Genomic DNA, 16867 nt, shown 5'->3' on the forward strand with positions numbered 1-16867 from the left:
TGGCATGTCCCATGCTTGCCGCAGGACCGGTGATGGATGACGGAGGTGGTGGCGTGCTTTCACGGGAGAAGGAGACTGCGGCCTACAGCCTCGAATCGGTGGTCGCGCGCGCCCTGACGCGGGCGCAGGGTGACCTTTCGGGCGAGCTTGCCGCCTATATTCCCGAGCTTGCCCGCGTGCCGCCCGATGCCTTCGGCGTGGCGGTGGCATCGGTGGGCGGGGACGTCGCCGCCGCCGGCGATACGGAGGTGCCCTTCACCATCCAGTCCATTTCGAAGGCACTCGCCTATTGTCTCGCCCTTGATGTGGTGGGCACGCCGACCGTTCTTTCCCATGTGGGCGTGGAGCCCTCGGGCGATGCGTTCAACGCCATCGTGTTCGATCCGGGCACCAACCGGCCCTTCAACCCCATGGTGAATGCCGGAGCCATCACCGTCACCGGCCTGCTGGCCGGCGCGCTCGGGGCGGAGGCGTTCGACTTCCTGCTGGATCGGTTCTCCGCCGCGGCCGGGCGGCCCCTGTCGTTCGACGCGGATGTCTACCGCTCGGAGGCCGAGACCGGCCATCGCAACCGCGGCATCGCCCATCTGCTGAAATGCTCCGGGGCGCTGGCCGCCGACGTGGACGCGACGCTGGACCTTTATTTCCGCCAGTGCTCCATCCTCGTCACCGCCTCCGATCTCGCCCGCATCGGCGCGACCCTGGCCAATATCGGGGAGAATCCGGGCACCGGGGCGGCGGTGTTCGCGGTGGAGGCCGTGCGTCACACCCTGTCGGTGATGTTCACCTGCGGCATGTACAATTTTGCCGGCAACTGGGCGTTCGACGTGGGCGTGCCGGCCAAGAGCGGCGTCGGCGGCGGCATCCTCGGCGTGGTGAACCGGCAGCTCGGCATCGCCACCTATTCCCCGCGGCTGGACGCCAAGGGCAATTCGGTGCGCGGCATCGCGGCGTTTCAGGAACTGGCCGAGGATCTCGGCCTGCACGTGTTCGACCCCACCAACCGGGGGTCGGCTCTGCTCGGTGCGTTCAAGGGCTGATCTTCACCGGGCCGGAGGCGGGGCGCGACGGCGCCCCGGTTTCCATCCCGGCCGCTGCCCGCTCAGGAGCAGCGCACATAGACCATGGTGCCGTAGCGCTTGGCCACTTCGGGGTCCACGAACCGCAGCACCAGCACATTGCCGTCGAAGCGCACCACCTGCCGGTCACGCTCGCCGCCGGCGGGATCTTCGGGCGGGCCGATATAGACGGGGCCGCCGGACACCTGCTTCGACACGACCTCGGTGAGCTTGTTATCGTCGGCGAGATACATCATCACACCGCCATTGGTGCCGGCGGTGATGACATAGGCATTGCTGCACTGGGCCCGGGCCTGCGCCTCGGTGCGGGTGGCATCATCCGGGCGATGATAGGCGGCAAGGCCCCAGCGGCCCACCAGGCGATCCGGCGGGATCGGGCTGGTATATTGCGGCCGGGCCGGAGGCGGGGGCTCGGTGGGGCCGGTGGTGCACGCCGCCAGAAGAAGGGCCGTGGCGGCGAAGACCGCTCCCGCCATGCTGGTGCGGCGGGCCCGGCCGGCCGGCGACTTCGACCACGCAAACATTTTCGTCATGAGCTTTCCGAGGCCTCCCGCCGCCCTGGATCTGATTTCCACCCGCCTGAACCTTGGCAGCGTGCCGCCGACCATAAAGGGAAGCGTCGCCCGCGTCGATTCCGCGCCTGCATCAAAACCATAGGGGGGCATAGTTACCGTTTTGCTATCTCCCGCGGGGGCTTCTCGCCCGGCGGATGCTGCGCCGCGCCTTGACGGACCGGGTCCGCCACCTTATCTCCGGCAGCGAGCTTGGCACTCTCCTCCCAAGAGTGCCAGAACCGGCGAGCTCCGGCTCGCGCTCCTCCAAGAGGTAACGACCCATGTCCTTCCGCCCCCTGCACGACCGCGTCGTGGTCAAGCGCATCGAAGCCGAGCAGAAGACCGCCGGCGGCATCATCATCCCCGACACCGCCAAGGAAAAGCCCCAGGAGGGCGAAGTGATCGCGGTGGGTCCCGGCGCGCGCGACGAGGCCGGCAAGCTCGTTCCCCTCGATGTGGCCGCGGGTGATCGCGTGCTGTTCGGCAAGTGGTCCGGCACCGAGGTGAAGATCGACGGCCAGGATCTCCTCATCATGAAGGAAAGCGACATCCTCGGCGTCATCGTCAAGTGATCCCTCGCTCGGGGCGCGCCGCTTCGTGATGCGCGCCCGACGGCATTGAAATTCCCATTCAGGAGGCCGAAATGGCTGCCAAGGAAGTGAAGTTTTCCGGCGAAGCGCGCGAGAAGCTGCTGCGCGGCGTCGATATCCTCGCCAATGCGGTGAAGGTCACCCTCGGTCCCAAGGGCCGCAACGTCGTGATCGAGAAGAGCTTCGGCGCCCCCCGCATCACCAAGGACGGTGTGTCGGTGGCCAAGGAGATCGAGCTTGAGGACAAGTTCGAGAACCTCGGCGCCCAGCTGGTGCGCGAGGTTGCCTCCAAGACCAACGACCTGGCCGGCGACGGCACCACCACCGCCACCGTGCTGGCCCAGTCCATCGTGAAGGAAGGCGCCAAGGCGGTTGCCGCCGGCATGAACCCCATGGACCTGAAGCGCGGCATCGACCTGGCCGTCGCCGCTGCCATCGCCGACATCAAGGGCCGTGCCAAGAAGGTCTCCTCCTCCGCGGAAGTCGCGCAGGTGGGCACCATCTCCGCCAACGGCGATGCCTCCATCGGCGAGATGATCGCCGGCGCCATGCAGCGCGTGGGCAATGAGGGCGTCATCACCGTCGAGGAAGCCAAGACCGCCGAGACCGAGCTCGAAGTGGTCGAGGGCATGCAGTTCGACCGCGGCTATCTCTCTCCCTATTTCATCACCAATGCGGAGAAGATGATCGCCGACCTGGAAGAGCCCTACCTCCTCATCTTCGAGAAGAAGCTCTCCGGCCTCCAGCCCATCCTGCCCGTGCTCGAAGCCGTGGTGCAGACCGGCCGTCCCCTCGTCATCGTCGCCGAGGACGTGGAAGGCGAGGCGCTGGCCACCCTGGTGGTGAACAAGCTGCGCGGCGGCCTCAAGGTCGCGGCGGTGAAGGCCCCCGGCTTCGGTGACCGCCGCAAGGCCATGCTGGAGGATATCGCCATCCTCACCGGCGGCCAGGTGATCTCCGAGGACCTCGGCATCAAGCTGGAGAACGTGACCCTCGCCCAGCTCGGCCGCGCCAAGAAGGTGATCCTCGAAAAGGAGAAGACCACCATCGTGGACGGCGTCGGCGAGAAGGCCGACATCGAGGCCCGCGTGAACCAGATCAAGGCCCAGATCGAGGAGACCTCCTCGGACTACGACCGCGAGAAGCTCCAGGAGCGCCTGGCCAAGCTCGCGGGCGGCGTGGCGGTGATCCGCGTCGGCGGCTCCACGGAAGTGGAAGTCAAGGAGAAGAAGGACCGCGTTGACGACGCCCTGAACGCCACCCGCGCCGCGGTGGAAGAAGGCATCGTCCCCGGCGGCGGCGTGGCCCTGCTGCGTGCCAAGGTGGCGGTGGCGGCTGTCACCTCCGACAATCCGGACATCAAGGCCGGCATCAAGATCGTGCTCCGCGCGCTCGAAGCCCCCATCCGCCAGATCGCCGAGAATTCCGGCGTGGAAGGCTCCATCGTGGTGGGCAAGGTGCAGGAGTCCAATGATCCGTCCTTCGGCTTCAATGCCCAGACGGAAGAATATGTGGACATGATCGCCGCCGGCATCGTCGATCCGGCCAAGGTCGTGCGCACCGCCCTGCAGGACGCGGCCTCCATCGCCGCCCTCATCGTCACCACCGAGGCGCTGGTCGCCGAGCTGCCCAAGAAGGACAGCGGCATGCCCTCCATGCCCGGCGGCGGCATGGGTGGCATGGGCGGCATGGACTTCTGAGGACGTCCAAGCCAGTCCAGGAATGACAGAGGGCGCGGCTTCGGCCGCGCCCTTTTCGTTTGCGGCGGCGCCGCTCACGTCCCGCAGAACGTCCGGTATCCCTCCATCTGCGGCGGCAGGCCGGCATAGGGGGCAAAGCGCGGCTGCTCCTCGTAAGGATGCGCCAGCGCGGCGGTGAGGGCTTCGAACGGGGCGAAGTCACCATCTTCCGTGGCCGCGGTGATGGCCCATTCCACCAGATGGTTGCGGGGAATGAAGAGGGGGTTCACCCGGTCCATCCCGGCGCGGACCTGCGCACCCTCCCGCCCGCCGGTGGCAAGGCGCGCGCGCCAGCGGTCCGCCCAGGCGTCGAACGCCTCCCGGTCCAGGAACAGGTCGCGCACCCCCTCCAGCGCCGCTGCGTCCTCGGCGGCCGGGCCCAGGCGGCGGAAGGTGAGGGTGAAGTCGGCCTTGCCGGCGGCCATCACCGCCAGAAGGTCGAGGGCGAGGGCCACATCCTCCTCATTCACGTCATCAAGGCCGATCTTGGCGAGAAGTCCGGCCCGGTAGGCACCCTTGAAGCGGGCGGGGAAGGCCGAAAGCGCGGCATTGGCGGCCGCCACGGCCGCCTCCTTGTCGTCGTCCAGCAGGGGCACCAGGCATTCGGCAAAGCGGGCGAGGTTCCAATGGGCGATGTCCGGCTGGTTGGCATAAGCGTAGCGCCCCATCTGGTCGATGGAGGAGAACACCGTCTCGGGATCATAGGCGTCCATGAAGGCGCAGGGGCCGTAGTCGATGGTCTCGCCGGACACCGACATGTTGTCCGTATTCATGACGCCATGGATGAAGCCCACGTTGAGCCAGCGCGCCACCAGCTCCGCCTGTCGGCCGATGACGGCTTCCAGCAGGGCCAGATGGGGCCGCGCCGCCCCCGCAAGGTCGGGATAGTGGCGGGCGATGGTGTAGTCGGCGAGCTGGCGCAGGGCCGGCGTGTCGCGGCGCGCGGCGAAGAACTGGAAGGTGCCGATGCGGATATGGCTCGCCGCCACCCGCGCCAGCACCGCCCCGGGCAGCGCCCGCTCGCGCCAGACGGGCTCGCCCGTGGTCACCGCCGCCAGCGCCCTTGTGGTGGGAATGCCCAGCGCCGCCATGGCCTCGCTGACGATATATTCCCGCAGCACCGGGCCGAGGCCGGCGCGGCCGTCGCCGCGGCGGGAGAAGGGGGTGGGGCCGGAGCCCTTGAGCTGGATGTCGCGCCGGCCGTTCCGCCCCACCACCTCGCCAAGCAGGATGGCGCGGCCGTCGCCCAGCTGCGGCACGAACTGGCCGAACTGGTGCCCGGCATAGGCCAGGGCGATGGGCTCGGCGCCGTCGGGCACGCGGCTGCCGGCGAACATCTCCACCGCTTCCGGCGAGGCGAGGGCCTGCGGGTCCAGGCCCAGTTCCTCGGCCAAAGCGGCATTCACCTTGATGAGCGCGGGCGCCGCCACCGGCGTCGGCACGGCGGGGGCGTAAAAGCCGCCGGGAAGGCGGGCATAGGAATTATCGAAGGGAAAGGGGGCAGTGGAAACGGAAGCAGTCATGGTCCGGCAATCTCCCCCGGGGCGGGAAAGGGGCAGTCCCCGGGTTCTCTACGATCAGGGAAGGGTGAAGCCTTCCCCCCTCCCTGTCCAGATCGGGAGCCGCGCGAGGCCCCGCAAGGGCGGCCGGGCCGGCGCGCATTGCGGGGATGCGCGGCGGCGTGCGCCGCTCCCCGGATCGTGACCCGGCGCTGTCTGGAAACATTCAAGCCTGCCCGCTAGTATCCCGCTTCGGACACCTGCGTCGGGGGCGATGCCTTGTCCTTATGGGGCGCAAAGGTTCGCCCCCGTTACCCTGCCATCTGCACAGATGCGGCTGTGCCTCTCGCAATCATGAGGTTCCCATGGCCGTCACACTCAATGTGAACGGGCAGGCGCGCACTGTTGACGCCGATCCCGATACGCCCCTGCTCTGGGCCCTGCGCGACGATCTCAATCTCGTCGGCACCAAGTTCGGCTGCGGGCAGGCCCTGTGCGGCGCCTGCACCGTGCATCTGGACGGCACCCCCGTCCGTTCCTGCCAGACCGCCATCGGCGATGTGGGCGACGCCAAGGTGGTGACCATCGAGGGCGTGTCCGGTCGCGAGGCAGAGGCGGTGAAAGCCGCCTGGGTCAGCCTCGACGTGGTGCAGTGCGGCTATTGCCAGTCGGGACAGATCATGTCCGCCGTGGCGCTGCTCGCGCAGAACAAGAAGCCCACCGACGCCGACATCGACAGCGCCATGGACGGCAACGTCTGCCGCTGCGCCACCTACCATCGCATCCGCGCCGCCATCCATGATGCGGCCCGCCGGCTGGAGGCCTGACCTCATGCACATGCTCCAGAAGCTCGCACCCGACGCCGTGTCCAAGGCCGCTGCCGCGCTGGCCGGGCCGGCCGCCGCGCTCCTCTCCCGCCGCTTCGTCCTTGCCGCCATGGGCGGCGTGGGGGTCGGCCTGATGCTCGGCTTCGCCCCCGCCGCCGAGGCTGCCGCCGATGCCGGAACCGGCGCCGCGTTCAACCCGTTCGTCCGCGTCGCGCCCGATGGCACGGTCACGGTCATCATCAAGCATCTGGACAAGGGGCAGGGCACCGCCACCGGCCTTGCCACCCTGGCGGCCGACGAGATGGATGCGGACTGGTCCAAGGTGACCACCGCGTTCGCCCCGGCCGATGCGAAATACTACGGCAACGCCCTTTTCGGCGGCGCCCAGGGCACCGGCGGTTCCACCTCCATGGCCGCCAGCTACGACGTCTACCGCAAGGCCGGCGCGGCCGCCCGTGCCATGCTGGTGGCCGCCGCCGCGCGGCAATGGAGCGTCGATCCCGCCACCGTCAAGGTTTCCAACGGTATGGTGAGCGCCGGTGGCCGGAGCGCCGGCTTCGGCGCGCTGGCCGAGGCGGCGGCCAGGGAGACGGTGCCGGCCGATCCGGTGCTGAAGGCGCCGTCCGCCTTCACCCTCATCGGCAAGGAGGGCGTGCACCGGCTGGACAACGTGGCCAAGACCACCGGCGCCGGCATCTATACCCAGGACGTGAAGCTGCCTGGCATGCTGGTGGCCGTGGTGGCCCATCCGCCACGCTTCGGCGCCAAGCCGAAGAGCTTCGACGGCGCCGCGGCCAGGGCGGTGAAGGGTGTCTCCGACGTGGTGATGGTGCCGCAGGGCGTCGCCGTGCTCGCCACCACCACCCATGCGGCCATCAAGGGGCGCGATGCCCTGAAGGTGGAGTGGGACGAAACCGCCGCCGAGACCCGCAGCACCGCCGACATGATCGGCGAATATCGCGCCGCTTTGGCGAAGCCGGGCGCGCCGGTGGAGAGCCACGGGGATGTGGAAAAGGCCCTCGCCGCGCCCGGCGTGAAGCTGGTGGAGGCCGAGTTCGAGTTCCCCTACCTCGCCCATGCGGCCATGGAGCCCATGAATGCGGTGGCGCAGCTGAAGGATGGCGGCGTCATCATCTGGACCGGTTCGCAGCTGCCGGTGGCCGACGTGCCCAACGCCGCGCGCACTGCCGGCGTGGCGCCGGAGAAGGTGGATATCCGCAGCCTCTGGACCGGCGGCAGCTTCGGCCGGCGGGCGCTGGCCAGCTCCGATTTCGTGGTGGAGGCGGTGGCCATCGCCAAGGCCCATGGCAAGGGCGTGCCGGTGAAGCTGGTGTGGACCCGCGAGGACGACATGAAGGCGGGCTATTATCGCCCGCTCTATCTCCACAAGGTCCGCGCCGCCGTGGATGCCTCCGGCAAGCCGGTGGCATGGCACCACCACGTGGTGGGCCAGTCCATCCTCTCCGGCACCTTCTTCGAACCGATGATGGTGAAGAACGGCATCGACGAGACCTCCATCGAGGGCACCCACGGCGCCTATGTGGTGCCCAACCTGAAGGTGGAGCTCACCACCGTGAAGACCGGCGTGCCGGTGCTGTGGTGGCGCTCGGTGGGCCACACCCACACCGCTTATGCGGTGGAGGTGATGATGGACCAGCTCGCCCGCGCCGCCGGGCAGGACCCGGTGGCCTTCCGCCTCGCCCACGCCACCGACGAGCGGATGAAGGCGGTGATCCGCCTGGCCGCCGAGAAGGCCGGCTGGGGCGGGCCGCTGCCGGCGGGGCGCACCCGCGGCATCGCCGCCCATCGCAGCTTCAACACTTATGTGGCCGAAGTGGTGGAAATCACCCTCGCCGATGCCGGCATCAAGGTGGAGCGAGTGGTGGCAGCGGTGGATTGCGGCCGCATCGTCAACCCGGACGTGGTGCGGGCCCAGGTGGAGGGCGGCATCGGCTTCGGCCTCGGGGCGGCGCTGCACGGTGCCATCACCCTGGACAAGGGGGCGGTGGAGCAGGCGAATTTCGACACCTATGTGCCGCTTCGCATGTCGGAGATGCCAAAGGTGGAAGTGCACATGGTGGCTTCCGACGCCGCGCCCACCGGCATCGGCGAGCCGGGCGTACCGCCGCTTGCCCCGGCGGTAGCCAATGCCATCTTCGCCGCTACCGGCCGCCCGGTGCACAGCCTGCCGTTCGCCGGCCAGACCTTCAAGCCGTCCTGACGCCGGGGTCGCGGCGCCGGGATTGGAGAGGGAGCCGCCCGGAGTGAATCGCCGCCGGCGTTTCACTCCGGGTCGCAATTCCGTTTCTGTTCAATAAGCTGGAGCGCGGTCGAACCACAACGCCTTGATCCACTAGAGCACGCGCCGATCAGCTTGCACCGCAAGCTGACCGGATAACCCGTGCTCTATCCTTAAGTGAGAGGGCGATTCACCGATCAAATTGAGTCCATTTGATCGGATCGCGTTCTAGGGGCGGATCGCGCTCAGGGGCCGGAAGCCCACCTCCCCGGCGTCGGCATCGAACAGATAGTCGAACGCGTTCAGCGCCCGCACCGTGGTGTTGACGAAGGGCGGGCGCGTCCCGCCGCCCACCACGATCACCCGCTCCGGCGCCACCGGGTTCGCGCGGTCGCCCACCGTGAAGCCGTAGGCGGGGGTGCTCGCGCCCTCTGACGGGCTCACGGCGAGGGTGGTTCCCGCCGCCAGCACCGGCTCGCCGCGCCGGTCCCGGGCCAGCAGGCCGGAGGTTTGCGCATCGGGCAGGCTCAGGAACATGGTGGTGACGCCGGTATCCATCAGCAGGCTGCCGCAGGCCGGCGGTGTGCGCTGGTCGAGGGCGAGGCAGGCGGGCGTGGGGGCAAAGTCGCCGGTGGCGGCGTCGGGCTGCAGCTTCACCAGCGAGAAACCGGCCTTGTCGTCCGGGGAAAGGCCCACCTTCACCGCCCGCCGGCCCACCACATAGCCGCGGCCGGCCTGCTCCATGCCCGCAGGATTGAGGAAGGGGTTGCGCTCCGGCCCGGTGCCGGCATGACGGCTCCGCGCGAAGCCGATGCCGAGCATGGCGACCCGGCGCGGCGCCTCCACCGGCACGCAATTGCGCGCAGTGGCCAGGCAGTCGATGCGGGTGACCGCCAGCACCACGATGGGGCGCGTGGTGAGGCGCGTGCCGTCGGCCCCCACCACGGTGACGGGCGTGCGCACATGAACGCCGCGCATCACCCGGCCGGATGAGGTGTAGGTGATCTGCCCCGTCCCCAGCGGCTCCAGCGCGGCAAAGCCGGGAATGGAGCTCGCGGCAATGACCACGCCGGTGGAGCCCGTATCCATCACCGCCCGGTGCACCGCCCCGCCGATGGCAAGGCCGAGGGTGGGCGGGCGCCGGATCGGCGCGCCTTCGGCCGGCGCGTTGAAATAGGGCAGGGTCACCGCCTGCTGCGCCGCCGCCGGAATGGCGCCGGGCAGGAGGGCGAGAAGCAGCGCGGCAACGCCGCGGCGTTGCCTGCTGGAGAAACCCCGAATCCGGGGCAAGAAGGCCCCGCTCACCCGTGCATGAGGGCGGAGACGTGGGCGGCGGCGGAGGAGGCGAGCCCCTCCAGGTCATAGCCGCCCTCCAGCACCGACACCACGCGGCCCTTGCAGGTCTTGTCGGCGATGGCCATCAGCTCGCGCGTGACCCAGGCGAAATCCGTATCCACCAGCCGCAGCGAGGCGAGCGGGTCGCGCACATGGGCGTCGAAGCCGGCCGAGATGAGGATGAGGTCCGGGGAGAAGGCGGAGATGCGCGGCAGGATACACGTCTCCATGGCTTCCTTGAAGATGGCGCCGTCATCGCCCGAACGCAGGGGCGCATTCACGATGGTGTTGGCTTCCCCGGTCTCGCCCACGGCCCCGGTGCCGGGGTAAAGCGGCATCTCGTGGGTGGAGCAATACATCACGCTGTCGTCGGCCCAGAAGATTTCCTGGGTGCCGTTGCCGTGGTGCACGTCGAAATCCATGATGGCGACGCGGCCCAGCCCGTACTTCGCCTGGGCGTGACGGGCGGCGATGGCCACCTGGTTGAGCAGGCAGAAGCCCATGGGCTTGCGCGTCTCGCAATGGTGGCCGGGCGGGCGCATGGCGACGAACGCATTGTGCACCTTGCCGTCCATCACCTCGTCCACCGCGAAGCAGGCGCCGCCCACCGCGCGCAGCACCGCATCCCAGCTGCCGGGGGAGAGGAGGGTGTCGGAATCGATGCGCACCAGCCCTTCCTTCGGGGTGGCCTCGCCCATGGCGTCCACGAAGTCGGCGGGATGGACGCGGATGATGTCCTCCCGCTCGCCCAGCGGGGCGAGGTCGCGGACGAGATGGGAGAATTTTTCCTGCTCGAAGATGCGGTCCAGCACCCGCAGCCGGTCGGCCCGCTCGGGGTGGCCGGGGGGCGTGGCGTGATTCAGGCCGGCAGGATGGGTGACGAGCAGCGTGGACATGGACCTTGGCGCCTCCCTGGCGTCATCTTTGGCTTGTCGCTTTTGACATACCATATTCCAGCTGCAGCCGCAGGATGTTGCGCCGGATCAAGAACTCCGGTCCGCGCTTCATTTTCCATCGAGGCGGCGGGAAAAGACGATGCGCGGCTCCTCGTCATAGCCGGCCGCCTGGTAGAAGCCGCGGACCTTCTCATTCTCCGGGCGCACCAGCAGCATCAGCTTCGGCACCGCGCGGGCGCGCAGCCAGTCTTCCGCCGCGCGCACCAGCACCCGGCCGATGCCGCGCCCCTGCATCGCGGGTTCCACCGAGAGGTAATAGACCCAGCCGCGGTGGCCATCGTGGCCCACCATGACCGAGCCGGCGAGGGTAGCGCCGTCTTTCGCCACCAGGATGGTGGAATGGGGTCCGCGGCGGGCGAGGGCGATGTCCGCATGGGGATCGTTCCATGGCCGGATGAGGCCGCAGCGGTCCCACAGGACGATGAGGCCCGCGGTGTCGGCATCCTCGGCATGGGTGAGATTGAGCTGGAGGCCGGCGACGGCTTCGGGGGTCGCGGTGTCGGTCATGTGGGGATCTCTCGTTCGGGTCGTGGCGCCGCGGCGCGGGCCAGACGGTCGGCGATGGCTTCGCCGAGGCCGGTGCGCGGCAGGCGTACCACGGCAATGGAGGGGCAGCCCGAGGCATCGAGGCTCCGCAGGGCGCCATAGAGCCGGGCGGCCGCCTCGGTGAGGTCGCCGGCGGGGCTGAGGTCCAGCACCTGCGCGGCGTCCTGCGCCCCCGGCGGCCGCGCACCGGCGAAGGTGAGCAGGCCCTCGCCCGGCAGCACCCGGTCGGCATCGAGCCGCAGCACGGCGCGCGGCGCATAATGGGAGGCGAGGCGGCCGGGCGCCAGCGGGCGGGCCGCATCATCCGCCGCCGCCCCGGCAAGGGGAACGCCAAGGGCGGCCTCGATCTCCTCCCGCGCCAGGCCGCCGGGGCGCAGCAGAACGGGCGCGTCGCCGGTGAGGTCGAGGATGGTGGATTCCACCCCCACCGGCGTCGGCCCGCCATCGAGCACCGCGTCGATGCGTCCGGCAAGGTCGCCCATCACATGGGCTGCGGTGGTGGGGGAGACGTGGCCGGAGCGATTCGCGCTCGGCGCCACCACGGCGCCACCGAAGGCCGCAAGCAGGGCCAGGGCATCGCCATGGGCGGGAACCCGCACCGCCACCGTGTCGAGGCCGGCCCGGGCCAGATCGCACACCGCCGCACCGCCCGCATAGGGCACCACCAGGGTGAGCGGGCCGGGCCAGAACCGCTCCGCGAGCCGCTGCGCCGCCGGGTTGAAATGGCCGAGCCGCAGCGCCGCGGCGGTGTCGTGCACATGGGCGATGAGCGGATTGAAGGCCGGCCGGCCCTTCGCGGCGTAAAGGTCCGCCACGGCCTGCGGGCGCGCCGCATCGGCGCCGAGGCCGTAGACGGTTTCCGTGGGGAAGGCCACGAGCCCGCCCTCGGCCAGCTGCCGCGCCGCCTGCGCCAGGGATTGCGGCCGGTCCACCGGCAGCAGGAGGGTGTGTCGCGGCGGGAGCGAGCTGGATGAAGCCATGTGCGGAACCCGCGCACTCCGGCCAAAGGCCGAGGCGCGCCTCTTGACGAAGACCGCCGGCCCCGCGATTTGGAAAGCCGGCTGACGCGCGCCTGGAGCACGCACCGGACTGCCCGCGGCACGGGCAGTCCGGATGCTGCGTTCTCTAGCTTGAAACACGGGCGGGAGACAATGACGGGACCGGCGCGGCCGCCCTGTCAGTCGATCGGACCCGGATTTTCGCGCCAGCCGGCCCCGCGTGCGCGCAGCGCCGCATTTTCAGGAGGTGTCCATGAGCTATCGCGCGCCGGTTGAAGAGGTGTCCTTCTTCCTCAAGAGCTGCACGGCGCTGCCCAAGCTCATGGAGCAGGGGCTGGTGGACCTGTCCTTCGACGTGGTCGATCCGGTGCTGGAGGAAGCCGGCAAGTTCGCCGCCGCCGCCATCGCCCCGCTGGATGCCGGGGCCGACCGGCAGGGCTGCCGGCTGAAGGACGGCGCGGTGACCACCCCCGACGGCTGGCGCGACGCCTATGCCGCCTGGACCGCGGCGGGCTGGGGCTCGGTGGCGGCGGAGGAGGAGTTCGGTGGCCAGCACCTGCCCACCTCCATCACCTCGGCGCTCACCGAATTCTGGAACTCGGCCTCGCCCTCCTTCGGCATCGGCGGGGTGCTCACCATGGGCGCCATCGAGGCGCTCACCGCCCATGGCGCGCCAAACCTGCAGGCCATCTACCTGCCGAAGATGGTGGCCGGCACCTGGACCGGCACCATGAACCTCACCGAGCCGCAGGCGGGCTCCGACCTTGCCGCCCTGCGCGCGCGGGCGGTGAAGGCGGCGGACGGCACCTACCGCATCTTCGGCACCAAGATCTTCATTTCCTACGGCGAGCACGACCTTGCCGAGAACATCATCCACCTGGTGCTGGCCCGCCTGCCGGACGCGCCGGCGGGAACGCGGGGCATCTCGCTGTTCCTGGTGCCGAAATTCCTGGTGAATGCGGACGGCAGCCCGGGCGCGCGCAACGATGTGGTCTGCGCCGGCATCGAGCACAAGCTGGGCCTGCACGGCTCGCCCACCTGCACCATGGCCTTCGGCGAACAGGGCGAGGGCGCGGTGGGCTATCTGGTGGGCGAGGAGAATCGCGGTCTCGCCTGCATGTTCACCATGATGAACAATGCCCGCCTCGCCGTGGGCGTGCAGGGCGTGGCGGTGGCCGAGCGCGCCACCCAGCGCGCCTTCGCCTTCGCCAGGGAGCGCCGGCAGGGCAAGGCGGCGGGCTTCGAGGGGGCGGCGCCCATCATCGCCCACCCGGACGTGAAGCGCATGCTGCTCACCATGCGGGCCGAAACCGACGCCGCCCGCGCGATCTGCCTCGTCACCGCCGACGCGCTCGACCGCTCCCGCCGCCTGCCGGACCCGCTGGCCCGCGCCGTGGCGCTGGCGGAGGCGAGCCTGCTGACACCGGTGGCCAAGGCCTTCTCCACCGACATCGGCATCGAGGTGGCCTCGGTGGGCGTCCAGGTGCACGGCGGCATGGGCTATATCGAGGAGACGGGCGCGGCCCAGCATCTGCGCGATGCGCGCATCTTCGCCATCTATGAGGGCACCAACGGCATCCAGGCCATCGACCTGGTGACCCGCAAGCTGCCGCAGGAAGGCGGTGACGTGGTGAACGCCCTGATCGCCGATTACCGCGACATCGCCGACGAGGTGGCCGCCCTCAATGCGGTGGATTTCGGCCATGCCGGCGTGCGCCTCGGCGAGGCGGTGGACGCGCTGGGCCGGGCGACGCGCAAGATGCTGGACTGGCTGGCGGACGACCAGGCCAAGGCGCTGGCCGGCGCCACGCCCTACCTGCGGCTGTTCGCCCGCGCCGCCGGGGGCGCCTACCTCGCCAAGGCGGCGCTGGCGGCCCATGCGGAGCGTTCCGCCGGCGGAACCGATCCGCGTCTGTCGGCCCGCGTCGCCATCGCCCGCTTCTTCGCGGAGAACATGTGCACCCAGGCCCGCGGGCTGGAGGAGGCCGTGGTGGGCGGTGCCGGCGGCGTGCTGGAGGCTGAGGCGGTGCTCGGCCTCGCCTGACGGCGGGGCGACGGTCCGCCCCAGCGGGACGTGGGCCGCGCGGCAGCAGAGCGCGATCCGGTCACATCGGCTCGACGGGATCGGCGAAGGCGTGCTCCCGCGCCGGGGACGATCGGCGGCGCCCGGCGCCGGCATCGGGCGGTGGTGCCGGCGTTCCCCTGCCGGGCAGGGCGTGGGCGCCGCATGGCCGCGCGCAATGGCCACAGGTTCGCCCTCGCCGGGCGGGGCCGGGCATCCGCGTGCGATAGCGGATGGGCAGCACCCGTCGTGCAGGAGCGCCGGCGCGGGCCGTCAGGCGATTTCAGTTCAGGAGCGCGCTGCGCCCGCCCATCATGGCACCGGGAGAGGCGGCCACCCCCACCGCGCGCCAGGTGCCGCGGCCGGCATCCTTGGCCGCATAGAGGGCGGCGTCGGCCTCGGCGATGAGGGCGGCGGCGTCGATGGTGCGGTCGTCGGCCACCACCATGCCCATGGAGAAGGAGGCGGGGAGCGCCAGCCCCTCCACCTCCACCGGCCGGGACAGCTGCATGTGGAGGCGATCGGCCATGGCGGCGAACTCCTCCTTGCTCTTGCCGGACGCGATCATGGCGAACTCGTCGCCGCCATAGCGGGCCACGAGGTCGCCGGCGCGGATCGCCGCCTGCAGGCGGCGGGCGGCGGTGGTGAGCAGGAGATCGCCGGCCATGTGGCCGAACTTGTCGTTCACCGCCTTGAAGTGGTCGATGTCGATGAGCACCACCGCGAACAGCGCGCCGTCGCGGGTCAGGCGGCGGCGGGCCTGCTCCAGCGCGCGGTCGAAGCCCGCCCGGTTGGACAGGCCGGTGAGGGGATCATGGGAGGCGGCGTGCTCCAGCGCGGCTTCCAGGTGCTTGCGCTGGGAGATGTCGGTCAGCGTGCCCACCGCCCGCACCGGCCGCCCCTCCGCGTCGCGCTCCACCACCTTGCCGCGCTTCAGCAGCCACACATAGGTGCCGTTGCGGTGGCGTGCCCGCAATTCCTGCTGGTACAGGATGTGGCGCGCGTCCGCGTGATCCTTGAAGGACTTGATGAGGGTTGGCAGGTCGTCTGGATGCACCAGGCCCTGGTAGGCGGCAAGCGTCTGGGCGGCGTTCTCCGGGTCGTAGCCCAGCATCCGGTGTGCCCGGGCGCTGAAGAAAATGGCGTCGGTGGGAACGTGCCAGTCCCAGATGCCGTCGTTCGCCCCTTCCAGCGCATAGGCCAGGCGCCGCCGGTCTTCCTTCAGCTCCCGCTCCTGGTGGGCGCGCTGGGCCATGATGGCGGCGATGAGCAAGGCGGGGAAGGCGGCGAGCACCAGCCGGCCCTGCAGCCGCAGCAGGGTGGTCATCACGTCCTCCTGCGGCACCGTCCAGACCTGGGCCACCGCGAGGCCGATCACAGCCAGGGAAAAGGCGCAGGCGGCGACGGCGGTGGGGAACACGCCGAGGCGGAAGGCGAACCACAGGAGGATGGCGGCACCGATGTCGAGGAGCAGCGGCTCGCCATAATAGGCCGCGGCGGCGAATGCGCCGGCGAGCGCAAGGCCGGCCAGGACCAGCTCCTCATCCCGGCTGACCTTGAACAGGGAGAAGTGGCCATCATCCGGCGCAGCAGCCGGCCGCTCCTCCGATCGGGCGGTCCACAGCAGGACGGGCGGCAGCAGCAGCACCACGCTGGCCATTTCCGGCATCCAGCGGCGCATGAAAAGGGTGGGGAAGCTGCCGCCCAGGTCCAGCAGGTGCACGAAGGCGGTCAGCAGGGCGCCGGGGAGGGTGCCCACCAGGGCCACCACGGCGAGGCTCACCACCATGGGCACGCTGAGCAGGGCCCTGCGCTCCATCCCCGCACGCTCGCAGCCCCAGCCCACCAGAGCGAAGGTGAGGGCGCTGCCGATGCCGCCGGCGAGGGACAAGGCGAGGTCGTCGCCCAGAACCAGCAGGTGGACCAGGAAGGTGACGCCCCCCACTGCGGTGGCATGGCGCCCCAGCTCGCGCTTCTGCAGCAGGAAATAGATGCCCACCGCCAGCGCATCGGTGGGCCACAGGGCCGGAAACACCCCGAGCCTGCGGCCGATCTGCGTCGCCGCCAGCATCAGGCAGCCGTAGAAGAGGCTGAACAGGGCGAGTTCCAGGGCATCCTGCCGCCGCCGCGCGCGGGCGGCGGCGCGCTGGCGGGCGTCGGGCGAATCAGGTCCCGTGCCGGCGGCGGGCGGAGCCCGGCTGTCGGTCGCGGGGGGGCCGGCGGGGTGCATCGCGAAGGGGCGCATCTCACCTGATCCGAGGACGGGGCCGGCCCGCATTCTGCTGCGGGCCTGCGGCGAAACCTTGAGCGCGCAAAAATCCCGGCCGGTGAACGCGCGCCGGAAGCGCTATGCATCCGACGCATGACAACTTCAGCGGGGGCAGGCGCGCGCGTGCCTGCGATCTGCGCGGCAACTATGCCACGAACAACGCCAGGAACAAGG

At 70.2% G+C, this 16867-nt stretch carries 13 protein-coding genes; 6 read left to right on the plus strand and 7 right to left on the minus strand.

All coding sequences use genetic code 11. The annotated features are described in order from the left end of the window. Positions 1–53 precede the first annotated feature (53 nt). On the plus strand, positions 54–1040 hold the full coding sequence (glsA, locus tag ACI7BZ_RS12935; RefSeq protein ID WP_414117554.1) for a glutaminase A: 987 nt from the start codon (positions 54–56) through the stop codon (positions 1038–1040). Positions 1041–1102: 62 nt separating this feature from the next. Here the strand turns inward: glsA and ACI7BZ_RS12940 are convergent, their stop codons facing one another. Continuing rightward, positions 1103–1603 (minus strand): hypothetical protein, encoded by a 501-nt coding sequence (locus ACI7BZ_RS12940; RefSeq protein ID WP_414119163.1) that lies wholly within the window; start codon positions 1601–1603, stop codon positions 1103–1105. A gap of 311 nt (positions 1604–1914) precedes the next feature. On the opposite strand from ACI7BZ_RS12940, the gene groES reads away from it, so the two are divergent. After that, positions 1915–2205, plus strand: a complete 291-nt coding sequence (gene groES / locus ACI7BZ_RS12945) for a co-chaperone GroES (RefSeq protein WP_414117555.1) — start codon at positions 1915–1917, stop codon at positions 2203–2205. A gap of 71 nt (positions 2206–2276) precedes the next feature. Next, a complete protein-coding gene (groL, locus tag ACI7BZ_RS12950) occupies positions 2277–3923 on the plus strand; it encodes a chaperonin GroEL (RefSeq protein WP_414117556.1) in 1647 nt (548 codons plus the stop codon). 74 nt (positions 3924–3997) lie between these two features. On the opposite strand, the gene ACI7BZ_RS12955 is transcribed toward groL, so the two are convergent. Continuing rightward, the gene (locus tag ACI7BZ_RS12955) at positions 3998–5485 is read right to left on the minus strand and encodes a protein adenylyltransferase SelO (RefSeq protein ID WP_414117557.1); all 1488 of its coding nucleotides are present in this window, start codon (positions 5483–5485) and stop codon (positions 3998–4000) included. Between the two features lie 341 nt (positions 5486–5826). Between ACI7BZ_RS12955 and ACI7BZ_RS12960 the strand changes: the two genes are divergently transcribed. Further along, complete coding sequence (locus ACI7BZ_RS12960) at positions 5827–6288, plus strand: (2Fe-2S)-binding protein (RefSeq protein WP_414117558.1); 462 nt, start codon at positions 5827–5829, stop codon at positions 6286–6288. A 4-nt stretch (positions 6289–6292) separates the two neighbouring features. After that, entirely contained in the window at positions 6293–8509 is a 2217-nt protein-coding gene (locus ACI7BZ_RS12965; protein WP_414117559.1) for a xanthine dehydrogenase family protein molybdopterin-binding subunit, read from the plus strand. 246 nt (positions 8510–8755) lie between these two features. Here ACI7BZ_RS12965 and ACI7BZ_RS12970 read toward each other — a convergent pair whose 3' ends face one another. From ACI7BZ_RS12970 to ACI7BZ_RS12985, 4 genes are all read right to left on the minus strand, one after another. After that, entirely contained in the window at positions 8756–9817 is a 1062-nt protein-coding gene (locus tag ACI7BZ_RS12970) for a hypothetical protein (protein WP_414117560.1), read from the minus strand. Positions 9818–9828: 11 nt separating this feature from the next. Further along, positions 9829–10758 carry a histone deacetylase family protein gene (locus tag ACI7BZ_RS12975; protein WP_414117561.1) on the minus strand — a complete coding sequence of 310 codons (930 nt, stop codon included), beginning with the start codon at positions 10756–10758 and terminating at the stop codon, positions 9829–9831. A 108-nt stretch (positions 10759–10866) separates the two neighbouring features. After that, positions 10867–11325: a GNAT family acetyltransferase gene (locus ACI7BZ_RS12980; protein ID WP_414117562.1), complete on the minus strand. Its 459-nt coding sequence runs from the start codon at positions 11323–11325 to the stop codon at positions 10867–10869. Next, positions 11322–12344 (minus strand): L-threonylcarbamoyladenylate synthase, encoded by a 1023-nt coding sequence (locus ACI7BZ_RS12985; protein WP_414117563.1) that lies wholly within the window; start codon positions 12342–12344, stop codon positions 11322–11324. Before ACI7BZ_RS12985 ends, ACI7BZ_RS12980 begins: the two co-directional genes overlap by 4 nt. Before the next feature lie 271 nt (positions 12345–12615). Here ACI7BZ_RS12985 and ACI7BZ_RS12990 point away from each other — a divergent pair, with 271 nt between their 5' ends. After that, a complete protein-coding gene (locus tag ACI7BZ_RS12990) occupies positions 12616–14406 on the plus strand; it encodes an acyl-CoA dehydrogenase family protein (protein ID WP_414117564.1) in 1791 nt (596 codons plus the stop codon). A 301-nt stretch (positions 14407–14707) separates the two neighbouring features. Here the strand turns inward: ACI7BZ_RS12990 and ACI7BZ_RS12995 are convergent, their stop codons facing one another. Then, complete coding sequence (locus ACI7BZ_RS12995; RefSeq protein ID WP_414117565.1) at positions 14708–16669, minus strand: diguanylate cyclase domain-containing protein; 1962 nt, start codon at positions 16667–16669, stop codon at positions 14708–14710. Positions 16670–16867 lie beyond the last annotated feature (198 nt).

Source organism: Xanthobacter sp. AM11, assembly GCF_047444035.1.
In the GTDB taxonomy this organism is placed as follows: Bacteria; Pseudomonadota; Alphaproteobacteria; order Rhizobiales; family Xanthobacteraceae; genus Xanthobacter.